This is a genomic window from Streptomyces tateyamensis (genome assembly GCF_003205575.1).
GTDB lineage: Bacteria > Actinomycetota > Actinomycetes > Streptomycetales > Streptomycetaceae > Kitasatospora > Kitasatospora tateyamensis.
Genome location: NZ_PYBW01000005.1, coordinates 72,176 through 84,911, shown reverse-complemented (window position 1 = coordinate 84,911; position 12,736 = coordinate 72,176). Strand labels below are relative to the sequence as shown.

Below are 12,736 nucleotides of genomic sequence, written 5' to 3'. Positions count from 1 at the left end.
CGATCCCGCCGACGTCGCCCGGCCCGAGGGCGTTGCCGAGCCCACCGCCGATCCCGCCGACGTCGCCGCCCCCGCGGCTGCTCGCGAGCCGGCCGACGCCCCCGCGTCCCCGGCGCCGGCCGTCGACTGGGACAAGCTGTTCGCCGCCCGGCTGCACGCCGCCCGGGTCCGCCCGTACCTGGCCACCGCGCTGTTCGCGCTGCGCCCGGTCGAGTCGCACCAGGTCCTCACCATGGCGGTCGACCGGCACTGGCGCTGCTACGTCAGCCCGGCCTTCGTGGCCCGGACCCCGCCGGCCGAGCTGGCCGGAGTCTGGGTGCACGAGGTCTCCCACCTGCTGCGCGAGCACCACGAGCGCAGTGAGCGGTATGCCCGCCGGTACGGCCTGACCGGCCCGGGCGAGCGGCTGCGGATGAACATTGCCGCCGACTGCGAGATCAACGACGACATCTACGGCGACGGCCTGCACCGCCCGAGCGGCGCGGTGCACCCCTTCGGGCTGCAACTGGACAGCGGGCTGCTGATGGAGGAGTACCTGGACCGGTTCGGGCTCGGCCCGCGCACCCAACAGCTGGCCTGGCTGGACTGCGGCAGCGGCGCCGACGGTATGGCGCGCGAGTGGGAGCTCGGCCCGGACGGTGCGCACGGGCTGAGCAGGCAGCAGCGGGACGCGGTCCGGTTCAAGGTGGCTGAGGGCATCCGGGGCCGCCCCGGCACCGCACCGGCCGGCTGGCAGCGCTGGGCCGAGCAGGCCTTCCACCCCCCGCAGCCCTGGCGCGACCTGCTGGGCGCCGCGCTCCGCTCGGCCGCCGCGGCCGGCGGGGCGGGCGACGACTACAGCTACGGGCGCCCCGCCCGGCGCTCGGCCTCGCTGCCCGGCATCGTGCTGCCCAGCCTGCGGCGCCGGCCGCCGCGGGTCTGCGTGGTGATCGACACCTCGGCCTCGGTCAGCGACGCCGAGCTGGGCAGTGCCCTGCTGGAGGTGGCGGCGATCGGCCGCGCGGTCGGCGGGCGGCGCGAGCTGGTCAGCGTGGTGCCGTGCGACGCGGTTGCCCGCTCCGTCCACCCCCTGTGCCACAGCGAGGGCATCCCGCTGCTCGGTGGCGGCGGCACCGACCTGCGGGCCGGCTTCGCCCGCGCGCTGCGCGCCCGGCCGGACGTCATCGTGGCCCTGACGGATGGTCAGACCCCGTGGCCCTCCCAGCGCCCGCCCTGTCGCACCGTTGTCGGCCTCTTTCCGCGCGCCAGGTCGAAGGTGCGCGAGGTCGATCCCGACTACCGGCCGGACGCGCCTCCGGACTGGGCCCGGGTGGTGGAGATCGGGGCGGGCTGACCGGGTGGGGTGCGCGCCGCCGCGCCGCCTCGGGCGGGTGGGTAGCCTGGCGGTATGCGGGTGCGGGCGATGACGGAGTGGCAGGGACAGGAACCGGTGGTCGAGCGTGGCGGCCCGGCCGAGCTGGCCGAGCTGCTGGCGCGGCGCGCGGTGGTGGTGCTCAGCGGGGCGGGGCTGTCCACCGAGTCCGGGATCCCGGACTACCGCGGGGTCACCGGCACCTGGCGCCGGCACCGCCCGATGACCTACCAGGAGTTCGTCGCCGACCCGGCCGCCCGGCAGCGGTACTGGGCGCGCAGCCACGCCGGCTGGCGCGGGATCGCCCGGGCGCAGCCGAACACCGGGCACCACGCGGTGCAGCGGCTGCGCGGCAGCGGCCACCTGTCGGCGGTGATCACCCAGAACGTGGACGGCCTGCACCAGGCGGCCGGCACCCGGGACGCGGTCGAGCTGCACGGCGGCCTGGACCGGGTGGTCTGCCTGGACTGCCGGCGCACCAGCGGCCGCGAGGAGCTGGACCAGCGCCTGCACGCGCTCAACGGCGCCCTGTGGGACAGCGGCGCGCGGACCAATCCGGACGGGGACGTGGAACTGCCCCAGGAGCTGGTCACCGGGTTCCGGGTGGCCCCCTGCACGGCCTGCGGCGGGACGCTCAAGCCGGACGTGGTCTTCTTCGGCGAGAACGTGCCCAAGGAGCGGGTCGAGCACTGCTACCGGCTGGTCGAGGGCGGGCAGGCGCTGCTGGTGCTCGGTTCCTCGCTGACCGTGATGTCGGGCCTGCGGTTCGTGCGGTACGCGGTCAAGCTCGGCCGGCCGGTGGCGATCGTCAACCAGGGCCCGACCCGCGGGGACGGCTACGCCGCGGTCCGGCTCACCCTCCCGTTGGGCGCCGCGCTGACGGGGTTGGCGGACCAGCTCGGGAGTTGACGGCCTGTCAGTGGCGCGCTCTAGGCTCAGGCGCCGGCCGTGAACGAGCGCCGGAAGCCGCAGAGCCTCAGCAGCCTCAGGAGAGACCGACCGATGACCACCCTGGAGAACCGCCCCGGCAGCGCCGTGCTCGTCATCGACGTGCAGAACCAGGTGGTGCGCCGCGCCCACCGGCGCGACGAGGTGGTGGGGCGGATCGCCCGCCTGGTCGCGCGGGCCCGGCAGGCGGGCACCCCGGTGGTGTGGGTGCAGCAGACCGACGAGCAGCTCGCCGAGGGCAGCGAGGGCTGGCAGCTGGTGCCCGAGCTGGTGCCGGCCGCGGGGGAGGCGGTGGTGCTCAAGGGGTACCCCGATGCCTTCGAGGCCACCTCGCTCGAGTTGCACCTCGCCGAGCTGGGCGCCGGCCGCCTGGTGGTGGCCGGCGCCCAGACCGACATGTGCGTCCGCTCCACCATCCACGGCGGCCTGACCCGCGGCTACGACGTGACCCTGGTCGGTGACGCCCACACCACCGAGGACAACACCGAGTGGGGCGCCCCCGCCCCGGAGCTGGTGATCGCGCACACCAACCTCTACTGGGCCGAGCAGGAGGCCCCGGGGCGCCGCTGCGCCACCACGGCGGCCGAGGAGGTGGCCTTCTAAGGCCGCCTGCCTCGGGCCCGCCCGGCTGGGCCTGGCCGCGCAGCGGCCGGCTCAGTCCTCGCTGCGCGCACCGGCCGGCTCAGCCCTCGCTGCGGCGCAGCATCTCGGCGCGCTCGACCACCTTGACCCGCTCGCGGCCCTCGGGGGCGCCCAGGGCCCGCTCGTGGGCGTCCAGGCGCTGCCAGCCCGCCCAGCTGGTCCAGCGGACGCCGCGCTCGGCCAGGTGGGCCAGCACCGCCTCGGGGTCCGGCTCGGCCGCGCCGGGCAGGCGGCCCGCCGCGTGGTCGGCCAGCAGGCAGGCGACGGTCTCGTTGGCGTCGCCCTTGGTGTGGCCGATCAGGCCGACCGGCCCGCGCTTGATCCAGCCGGTGACGTAAGTGGCCTGCTGGTGCGAGCCGTCGGCGGCCAGCACCCGGCCGGCCTCGTTGGGCACGGTGCCGGCGACCGGGTCGAAGGGCAGCTTGGGCAGCTCGTCGGAGTAGTAGCCGACGGCCCGGTAGACGGCCTGCACGTCCCAGTCGGTGAACCGGCCGGTGCCGCGCACGTTGCCGGTGCCGTCCAGCTCGGTGCGCTCGGTGCGCAGGCCCGCCACCGCGCCGTCGGCGCCCAGCACCTCGGTCGGGGACTCGAAGAAGTGCAGGTGGATGCGGTGCGGGCGGTCGCCCGGGTCGCGGATGGCCCAGCGCTCCAAGGTGTTCGCGACCATGTCGGCCTGCTTGTTGCCGCGCCGCTCGGCGATCGAGCCCTCGTCGTAGTCGATGTCCTCGGGGTCGACGACCACCTCGATGCTGGGCGAGTGGTCCAGCTCGCGCAGCTCCAGCGGGCTGAACTTGGCCTGGGCCGGGCCGCGGCGGCCGAAGACGTGCACCTCGACGGCCCGGTTGCGCTTCAGTCCGTCGTGGACGTTCGGCGGGATCTCGGTGGGCAGCAGCTCCTCGGCGGTCTTGGCCAGGATCCGGGCCACGTCCAGGGCCACGTTGCCGACGCCGAGCACCGCGACCTTGACCGCCTCCAGCGGCCACTCGCGGGGCACGTCCGGGTGGCCGTCGTACCAGGAGACGAAGTCGGCCGCACCGTACGAGCCGGCCAGCTCGATGCCGGGCAGGTCCAGCGCCCGGTCGGCGCTCGCGCCGGTGGCGAAGACTGCGGCGTCGTAGAACCGGTGCAGGTCGTCCAGGGTGAGGTCGGCCGGGTAGTCGACGTTGCCCAGCAGCCGGACCTGCGGCTTGTCCAGCACCTGGTGCAGCGCGGTGACGATGCCCTTGATCCGCGGGTGGTCGGGGGCCACGCCGTAGCGGATCAGCCCGAAGGGCGCGGGCAGCCGCTCGAACAGGTCGATCGAGACCCCGGGCTCGCGGGCGGCGTCGGACTTCAGCAGGGCGTCGGCGGCGTAGATGCCGGCCGGACCGGCACCGACGATGGCGACGCGCAGGGGGCGGGACATGGCGGCGGCTCCTAGGGTCACACGGGTGGCTGGCTGACAGCTCACCGCCCCGGGCCCGGCTCCAGTAGTAGGGCCGCCTTTATGACCTCATAAGATCAACTTATGGGTTGGTCGGGAATCGGGGACCGCCGCCGGCGTCGGCCGTCGGCTCGCGGTGCCCGTCGCGTGATCACGATTCCTACCACGTGATCACGCGGCGCAACACCCGCCGCAAGAGCTGACGGATCGTCCGATCACCTATCTGACCTGCACATTGCAAGCATGGAACGACAAGAACCAAGCGTGGCGCGAGCATTGACAGCGCCCGAACGGCGTTGCGAGAGTTTCCCTCGTCCGGGGCGAGGTTCGACGCAGGGGGCGCGTCGGCCGGCGGTACCCTCCGCCTGGCCAACTCGACCCGGGCTGCGCAGCGTTCAGCATCTTCACCGACCCGCTCAGCCGATTCCGCGCGCCGACCGTGCGCGGGGTGGGCAGACGAACGTGCGGTCGGCGCGTCACGCCCGGCGGTCGGCCACCGGGCGATTCCTCGTGAGGATCTCGATGTCCATACCCTCGACACGCGAACCTGCCGGAACCGCCGCGGAGCCCAACGGCCCGCTGCGCCGGATGTGCTGGATCTTCCCGGACCGGGAATCGATCAAGGGCACGGCCATGTGGCAGGACTTCTTCTGGAACCTCTACGCCGAGTGCGCCGCCGACCTGGGCCTGGCCTGGTCCCGGCACGCGCCCGAGGAGGTGACGGTGGACGCCTCGGTCCCCGGCAAGCCCCGGATCTGGGTCGACCAGGAGCCCGTCACCCCGCAGGACACGCTCTTCATCACCGCCCTCTACTCGCTGCCGTACCAGGCGATGGACATCTTCAACCAGTACGCGCTCTACGCGGTACTCGAACAGGCCGGCTTCTACCTGCCGTTCCCGCCGCAGGTCTCGCTGATCGGCAACGACAAGCTGGCCACCATGCTCTACCTGGACGGCTCCCCGGTGCCCGCGATCCCCACCTGGCGCCTGGGAACCGGTCGCGACGTCGGCAAGTACGGCTACGAGGTCGGGATGGAGCAGGTCAGCTACCCCGCGATCGTCAAGCCGGCCGGCTGGTGCGGCGGCGGCGGGATCAACCTGGCCCGCGACAGCGAGGAGTTGCGCGGCCTGGCCAGCCTGGCCCAGGGCGGTGACACCACCCTGGTGGTCCAGCCCTACCTGGGCGAGGGCACGGTGGACTACCGGGTCTACGTGATCGACGGCGAGCCGTACGCGGTGGCCAAGCGGATCCCGGACTCGGGCTCGCTGGTGGCCAACGCCAGCCGCGGCGGCCGGATGGAGTTCCCGCCGATGCCGCCGGAACTGGCCGAGGCCACCGCCTACTTCGCCGAGAAGCTGCCGATCCCGTTCTTCTGCGTGGACTTCCTGCACGACGGCGAGCGGTTCTGGTTCTCCGAACTCGAGCCTGACGGGGTGATCCTGCCGGACGCCGCCGACCCGGAGCGCACCCTGCAGCGCGACATCACCCGGGCCCGGTTCGCGGCCTACCGGGCCGGCCACGCGCGCTGGCTGGCTGCCGGCGCCCCGCGCGGCGGCGCGGTCCGGACGGAGGCGTGATGGCCTTCTCGCTGGATCCCGAGGCCGCCGAGCCGCTGCTGGCGGTGGCCGCCCGCAACCTCGAACTGCTGCGCTCGGTGCCGGGCCTGGGCGAGCGCTACGCGGGCCTGGCGGCGCCGCGCACGCTGGCCGAACTGGCCGCGCTGCCGCCGCTGGTCAAGGACGAGCTGAACACCGCGCTGGCCCACCTGGAGCCGGCCGCCGCCGACAGTGCCACCTGGCTGTTCCAGAGCGGCGGCAGCACCGGCGCGCCCAAGGTCGGCTACGCGCCCACCGGGTTCTACATGGCGGGCGTGCACGCCCACTGGCAGCCGCTGGACCGCACCGACGTGTTCGTCAACGCCTGGGGTGCGGGCCGGATGTGGGGCGCGCACTTCCTGGCCGCGGCGCTGGCCGACCTGTCGGGCTGCCAGATCATCGCGCTCGGCTCGGTCACCAAGGACGAGTACGGCGACTGGCTGGACTTCTTCGCCGACCGCAGGGTGACCGCGATCGGCGGTACCCCCAGCGTGCTGCGGCTCTGGTTCGCGCAGGCCCGCGCCGCCGGCCGCAAGCTGCCCGCGCTGCGCAAGGTGCTCTGGCTGGGCGAGGCCTGGCAAGAGCAACTGGCCGAGGACATGGCCGAGGTGGCGCCGCAGGCCGAGCGGTGGGGGATGTTCGGCAGCACCGAGACCTGGGTGGTCGGCACCAACACCCCCGGCTGCCCCGCCGACACCTTCCACACCCTGCCCGAGCAACTGGTGCACAGCGACGCCGACCTGCTGCTCGACTTCACCACCCTCAACCCGCAGATGCTCAACCCGGTGCTGCGCTACCGCACCGGCGACGCGGGCGAACTGGTGGCCTGCCCGTGCGGGCGGCCGGGCCGGGCGATGCGGGTGCTGGGCCGCCGCGACGGCGTGGTCCAGGTGCGGGGCCTGGGCCTGCACGTCGACGATCTGGTCGCCCGCGCCGAGCAGGCTCCGGGCGTGCGCCAGGCCCAGGTGCTGGTCACCCAGCAGGGCGGCCGGGCCACCGGTGTGGACCTGCTGGTGCTCGCCGACCCGGCAGTGGACCTGGCCCGGCTGCGCCAGGAGCTGTTCGCCGCCACCTTCACCCTGGCCACCGCCTTCCAGCATGACCCGGAAGCGTTCCGGGTCCGCGCCGTGGACGCGCTGATCAGCAACGGGCGCACCGGGAAGACCGCCAACTCGGTCATCCAGGAGGTGGACTGATGGCACGTCGGAACCGTCTGGGAATGGGCCGCGGATTCAACTTCTTCTGGGGCGGACAGACCGTCAGCCTGGTCGGCGACCGGATCACCGTCTTCGTCGTCCCGACCCTGATGATCTTCGTGCTGCACGCCAGTGCCCTCCAGGTCGGCATCGTCTCGATGGCCCAGTACCTGGGCATCCCGCTGCTCGGGCCGATCGCCGGGGTGCTGGTGGACCGCTGGGACAAGCGGGCCACCATGCTGGCCTGCGACCTGATCCGGCTGGTGGCCGTCGCCGTCATCCCGATCGCCCGCTGGCAGCACTTCCTGTCCACCCCGCTGCTGTTCTGCTGCGTCGCGGTGATCAGCGGCGCCACCATCTTCTTCAACGTCGGCTACCTGGTCGCGGTGCCGGCCGTCGTCGAGGAGGAGCAACTGGTCGGCGCCTACTCCCGGCTGGAGGGCAGCGGCTCGGTCTCCGAGGTCGCCGGGCCGTCGATCGCGGCCGGCCTGTACACCGTGTTCGGGGCGGCCGCGCTGCTGGTCGACGCGGCCAGCTACCTGGTCTCCGCCGCCTGCTTCCGCGCGATGCGCCCGTGGGGCGAGCGGACCGTGGTCGAGGGCTCGGTCTGGCAGCGGCTCACCCTGGGCTTCCGCCTCAACTGGCAGGACCCGGTGCTGCGCCGGGTGGTGCTGGCCGCCGTCACGCTGAACAGCGGCGGGCCGATCTTCGTCACCGTGCTGCCGCTACTGGCCTACCGGGGACTGGGCATGTCGGTCGCCGGGTACGGCGCGGCCATGTCGGTGGCGGCGCTGGGCGCGCTGCTGGGCGCCCTGGTGGCGCCCCGGCTCAGCGCCCGGTTCGGCCTGGGCCGGGCCTTCGCCTGGGCCCTGCTGCTGCACTGCCTGGTGGGTCTGGGCGTGCTGGCCGCGCCCGCACTGCCCGCCGGGCCGGTCATCGCGGTCACCATGGGCTGCTACGGCTTCTTCATGTCCTGCATCAACGTGTGCAGCGCGCCCACCCGGCAGCTGCGGATGCCGGCCCAGCACCAGGGTGCGATGCACGCGGCCTACCGCACCTTCACCTGGGGCGTCATCCCGCTGGCCGCGCTGGTCGGCGGACTCGCGGTCTCACTGCTCAGCCACCCGCTCGGCGCGCTGGACGCGGCGCGGGTGACGATGGTCGGCGGCACCCTGCTGGCCGCCTGCTCGTTCCTGTCGGCGGTGCGGATCCAGCCGCTGCTGGACGCGGCGGCCGACCCCGCCGGCGACCCGGTGCTGGTGCAGACGTGAGCCGCACCGTGCTGGTCACCGGCTGCTCCACCGGGATCGGGCTGGCCACCGCCGCCGCGGCCGCCCGCGACGGATGGCAGGTGGTGGCCACCGTCCGCGACCCGGACCGCGCCGAGGAGCTGCGCGAACTACCGGTTGACGTCAGGCAGTTGGACGTGACGGACGAGGCCTCGGCGGCCCGCTGCCTGGCCGGCGTGGTGGGCGACTACGGCGGGCTGGACGCGCTGGTCAACAACGCCGGGGTGGCCAACTCCGATCCGACCATGGAGATGTCCACCATGGCCGCGCTGCGTGCCAACCTGGAGGTCAACTTCTTCGGGGTGGTCGCCGTCAGCCGGCTGGCGATGCCGCTGCTGCGGGCCGCCCGGGGGCGGCTGGTCACCGTCGGCAGCGTGCACGGGGTGGTCGGGCAGCCGTTCAACGAGGCTTACTGCGCAGCCAAGTTCGCCGTCGAGGGGTTCCTGGAGAGCCTGGCGCCGGTGGCCGAGGCGCACGGCGTGCGGGTCTCCATCGTGGTGCCCGGCTTCGTGCCGGACACCCGGTTCGGCTACTTCCCCGACGTCAACCGGCAGACCCTGCAAGCCGCTTCCGGCCCCTACGCGGACACCTACGCCGGCTACCTGGAGTGGGTGACCGGCCAGGGCTGGGAGTCGGCCGGCCAGCCCGCCCGCCAGGTGGCCGAGGTGGTGCTGGCCACGCTGCGCGCCGAACGCCCCGCCTTCCGGGTGCCGACCGGCCCGTGGGCCGCCGAGTACCTCGCGCACAAACTCGCCGACCCGGACGGCGCCACGGTGCAGGGCCTCGCCCGCGGCTGGCTCGGCCGACCGCCCAGCGCCCTGGACTGAGCGCCCTGGACTGAGCGCCCTGAACTGAGCGCCCTGAACTGAGCGCCCTGAACTGAGCGCCCTGAACTGAGCGCCCTGGACCGAGCACTCAGGACCGAGCGCCCTGTACCGAGCGCCCAGGACTGACCCACCGACCTACTCGGAGACCCTCTTGCCCGCGAAGCCACTGCAGGACCTGGTGGACCACGCCCGGCGCAACTCGCCGTTCTACGCCGAGCTCTACCGCGACGTGCCCGCGACCGTGACCCACCTGACCCAACTGCCCATCATCGACCAGAAGGCCTTCTGGGCCGCCAACACCTGGCCGGACAACCAGCTGCTCACCGGCCCGCTGAGCGACGCCGGGGTCTACACGACCGGCGGCACCACCGGCAGGCCGAAGGTCTCGCCCTGGACCCGCAGCGAACACGCCGACTCCGTCACCGCATTCGGCGCCGGCCTGGTGCAGGCCGGGCTGCGGCCCGGGCACCGGGTCGCCAACCTGTTCTGGGCCGGGGAGCTCTACAGCAGCTTCCTCTACATCGAACACGCGCTGCACGCCGCCCCGGTGGAGAACGTCCGGTTGCCCGTGGCCGGCTCCGCCCCGGACGCGTTCGTGGTCGACCTGATCCACAACTTCGGCGTGCACGTACTGGCCGGCGAGCCGATGCGGCTCAGCGCGGTCGCCGAACACCTGCTCCAGCACGGGCAGGTGGCCGAGTCGGTGGAACTGCTGCTGTTCGCCGGCGACATCCTCTTCGCCGACCTGCGCCCGATCCTGACCCGGGCCTTCCCCAAGGCCGCCATCTCCTCGGCCGGTTACGCCTCGGTCGACGCGGGCCTGGTCGCCGGCCCGGTGCCGGGCGACGACGTGCGGGTGCACGAGGCCTTCGCCAACCGCACCGTGGTGGAGATCGTCGACGACCTGACCGGCGAGCCGATCACCACGCCCGGGGTCCCGGGCCGCCTGCTGGTCACCAACCTGTTCCGCACCCTGATGCCGATCCTGCGCTACCCGGCCGGTGACCGGGCCGAGTGGGTGGACGGCGAACTGCGCCGGTTCCGTCTGGTCGGCCGCTCGATCGAGGGCGCCCGGGTCGGGACCGTCACCATGGGGGTGGAGGACACCCGTGGGGTGCTGGTCGCCGCCGACCCCGGACAGCACATCTCCGGCATCCAACTGGTCCAGCGCCGCTGGGAGAACCGGGACGGCCTGGTCCTGCGGCTGGGCTGCGTCGAGCGGCCGCCCGCCGACCTGGCCGAGGAGCTGGTCGCCGCGGTGTACGCCGCCCGGCCGCTCTACCGGGAGGAGGCCGAGGCCGGTCGGATCCACCCGCTGCGGGTGGAGTGGGTCCCGCGCGCCGAGTTGGTCACCAACCCGCGCACCGGCAAGTTGCAGCAGGTGGTGGACGAGCGGCCGGTGTAGCGAGGGGAGGCCGGTGAGTCCGGCGATTCGTCTGGGAGGACGTGTGGTGTCCGGTGGGTCGTGATCGCCGCCGGGAGCGGGCGTGCGACTACCTGACGGAGGACCAGGTCACGGAGTGCTCTGCGCCGCAGGGCGGCTGAGCATGGGTGTGGTGGCGGGACTGCGCAGACCTGCCGTCGTGGCGGCCACCACCGCGACGGCGCCGAGGCAGAGCAGTCCGCCGCTGACCAGGGCCGTTGTGCCCGAGGTAGCACTCGCGACGAGGCCGCCGCGCAGGTTGCCGAGGTCGGGTCCGGCTTGTCCGACGATCTGTTCGGCAGCGCTGACCCGGCCGAGCAGCTCGCGCGGGGTGTGCAGTTGGACGACGGTGCTCCGGGAGACGACGGAGACGGTGTCGGCCGCGCCGGCCACGGCGAGGCAGGCCAGGCCGGCCCACGGGTTGCGCGCGAAGCCGAACAGGGCCAGCGCCGCGCCCCAGGTGGCGGACCCGCCGATCATGGCCAGGCCGGTGCGGGGGAGCCGGGTGAAGGTCCCCGAGAAGAGTGACGCCGCCACGCCGCCGACCGCGATGGCCGTGAGGAACAGCCCCAGGGTGCGGGGGCTGCCGCCGAACCGCTCGGCGTTGATCGAGGGGAACAGGCTGACGGGCATCGACAGCAGCGTGGTGGCGAGGTCGGTGAGCAGGGCCCCGCGGATGACGGGCGTGCGGGTCAGGAAGGCCAGGCCGTCCAGCACGCCGCGCAGGCCGGGGCGGGCCGCCTGGGCGGGCTCGTCCACGGGGGCCGGCTGCGGCAGGCCGTACGCGGCGTGGAGCGCGGCGAGGAAGGTCAGGGCGTCGATCAGGTAGCAGGCACCGACGCCAAGCCCGCCCACCAGCAGGCCGCTCAGGGCAGGGCCGAGCAGCATCGCGCCCTGGAACGCGATCCGCCGCAGGGCCAGGCCCGCCGCCAGTTGGCGCTCGGGCAGCAGGTGTGGAAGGAAGGTGCGCGAGGCGGGCCCGCTGCCGGCGCCGAAACAGGACTGGAGGGCCACCAGCCCCAGGACCGCGACGGCCGGAGCGTGCCCGAGGAACCCCTGGAGCGCGAGCAGCAGCGAACACCCGGCCTGCCCGCCGATGGTGACCAGGTAGAACCTCCGGCGGTCCACCCGGTCGACGAGCGAGCCGGCGAACAGCCCGAGTGCGACCAGCGGAACCGCCTGGGCCAGTCCGACGGCACCCGTCCAGACCGGGCTGCGGGTCAGCTGCCAGACCTGGAACATGACCGCGACCAGGGTCAGTTGACTGCCGAAGCCGGACAGCGTCTGCCCGACCCACAGCCGGCGGAAGGGTGGCGACGACCGTAACGGCGTCACGTCGATCAGCGTGTGCTTCAGCCCCATGCGGGATCCTTCGCCAGCTTCTCGGCGATCCGGTCGTGGAAACTGCGGCGCTCGAGCGCACACTCGATGTCGGTGACGACCTGGGAGAGCGGGTACGGAATCTCCGCCTCCAGTTCGGCTAGCGCAGCCTCGGTGGCCCGCCACTCCGCCGCGAGCCGGCCCACCACGTCGCGGCCCTTGTCGGTGAGCGCCACCCTCTTGGTCCGCGCATCCTCGCCCACGACGGTCTGCACCCACCCGGCCGCCCGCATCGCGGCCACCTTCTGACTGAGCGCCGAGTGCGTGCGCTGGACCGACTCGGCCAGTTTTGCGATGGTCATCGGCCCGCAGGCGTGCAGCCGGAGCAGCTCCATCACGAAGCTGGGCTTGAGCCCCTCGATCGGCTGCTCGGGGTAGACCCGGCCGATATCGGCGTCCATGGCCGCCTGGAGCAGACGCAGGGGGCGCCAGCGGCTGTGGTGGGTGGGGTCCGGGGGTTGGTTGGTGGTCATGGCGGTATCGTAACAGCACTTATATAAGTGCTGTTACGATACCGCCATGACCCGGTCTGAGGCTGAGGGCCGGCCTCGGACTGCTCGTCAGGGGGCGCTGCCGGGCGGAAGGTTCACCCGGGTGGCTCAGCTGCCAGACGGTCCGGCACGCGCCGGACAAGGGCGTGTGAAGAGGATGGTGCCGACGG

At 73.5% G+C, this 12,736-nt stretch carries 11 protein-coding genes; 8 read left to right on the top strand and 3 right to left on the bottom strand.

What is annotated here, in order from left to right; translation table 11 throughout:
- The first annotated feature begins 136 nt into the window (after positions 1–136).
- The 3 genes from C7C46_RS01080 (at position 137) to C7C46_RS01070 (ending at position 2,902) form a co-directional block, all read left to right on the top strand.
- Positions 137–1,333: a vWA domain-containing protein gene (locus C7C46_RS01080; RefSeq protein WP_245983986.1), complete on the top strand. Its 1,197-nt coding sequence runs from the start codon at positions 137–139 to the stop codon at positions 1,331–1,333.
- A 69-nt stretch (positions 1,334–1,402) separates the two neighbouring features.
- Positions 1,403–2,260, top strand: a complete 858-nt coding sequence (locus C7C46_RS01075) for an NAD-dependent protein deacetylase (protein WP_220040532.1) — start codon at positions 1,403–1,405, stop codon at positions 2,258–2,260.
- 93 nt (positions 2,261–2,353) lie between these two features.
- On the top strand, positions 2,354–2,902 hold the full coding sequence (locus tag C7C46_RS01070) for a cysteine hydrolase family protein (protein WP_110664619.1): 549 nt from the start codon (positions 2,354–2,356) through the stop codon (positions 2,900–2,902).
- 79 nt (positions 2,903–2,981) lie between these two features.
- Here C7C46_RS01070 and C7C46_RS01065 read toward each other — a convergent pair whose 3' ends face one another.
- Positions 2,982–4,346: an FAD-dependent oxidoreductase gene (locus C7C46_RS01065; RefSeq protein ID WP_110664618.1), complete on the bottom strand. Its 1,365-nt coding sequence runs from the start codon at positions 4,344–4,346 to the stop codon at positions 2,982–2,984.
- 540 nt (positions 4,347–4,886) lie between these two features.
- On the opposite strand from C7C46_RS01065, the gene C7C46_RS01060 reads away from it, so the two are divergent.
- The 5 genes from C7C46_RS01060 to C7C46_RS01040 all read left to right on the top strand — a co-directional run bounded on the left by C7C46_RS01060 (position 4,887) and on the right by C7C46_RS01040 (position 10,677).
- Positions 4,887–5,942 (top strand): ATP-grasp domain-containing protein, encoded by a 1,056-nt coding sequence (locus tag C7C46_RS01060; protein WP_181442123.1) that lies wholly within the window; start codon positions 4,887–4,889, stop codon positions 5,940–5,942.
- Positions 5,942–7,156 (top strand): AMP-binding protein, encoded by a 1,215-nt coding sequence (locus tag C7C46_RS01055; RefSeq protein ID WP_110664616.1) that lies wholly within the window; start codon positions 5,942–5,944, stop codon positions 7,154–7,156. The genes C7C46_RS01060 and C7C46_RS01055 overlap by 1 nt, the downstream gene beginning before the upstream one ends.
- Complete coding sequence (locus tag C7C46_RS01050; RefSeq protein ID WP_110664615.1) at positions 7,156–8,427, top strand: MFS transporter; 1,272 nt, start codon at positions 7,156–7,158, stop codon at positions 8,425–8,427. The genes C7C46_RS01055 and C7C46_RS01050 overlap by 1 nt, the downstream gene beginning before the upstream one ends.
- Entirely contained in the window at positions 8,424–9,272 is an 849-nt protein-coding gene (locus C7C46_RS01045) for an SDR family NAD(P)-dependent oxidoreductase (protein ID WP_110664614.1), read from the top strand. The genes C7C46_RS01050 and C7C46_RS01045 overlap by 4 nt, the downstream gene beginning before the upstream one ends.
- A 151-nt stretch (positions 9,273–9,423) precedes the next feature.
- Positions 9,424–10,677 carry an AMP-binding protein gene (locus tag C7C46_RS01040; protein WP_110664613.1) on the top strand — a complete coding sequence of 418 codons (1,254 nt, stop codon included), beginning with the start codon at positions 9,424–9,426 and terminating at the stop codon, positions 10,675–10,677.
- A gap of 108 nt (positions 10,678–10,785) precedes the next feature.
- On the opposite strand, the gene C7C46_RS01035 is transcribed toward C7C46_RS01040, so the two are convergent.
- Together C7C46_RS01035 and C7C46_RS01030 are read right to left on the bottom strand one after the other, a co-directional pair.
- The gene (locus C7C46_RS01035; protein WP_110664612.1) at positions 10,786–12,057 is read right to left on the bottom strand and encodes an MFS transporter; all 1,272 of its coding nucleotides are present in this window, start codon (positions 12,055–12,057) and stop codon (positions 10,786–10,788) included.
- Positions 12,048–12,548, bottom strand: a complete 501-nt coding sequence (locus C7C46_RS01030) for a MarR family winged helix-turn-helix transcriptional regulator (protein ID WP_110664611.1) — start codon at positions 12,546–12,548, stop codon at positions 12,048–12,050. The genes C7C46_RS01035 and C7C46_RS01030 overlap by 10 nt, the downstream gene beginning before the upstream one ends.
- Positions 12,549–12,736 lie beyond the last annotated feature (188 nt).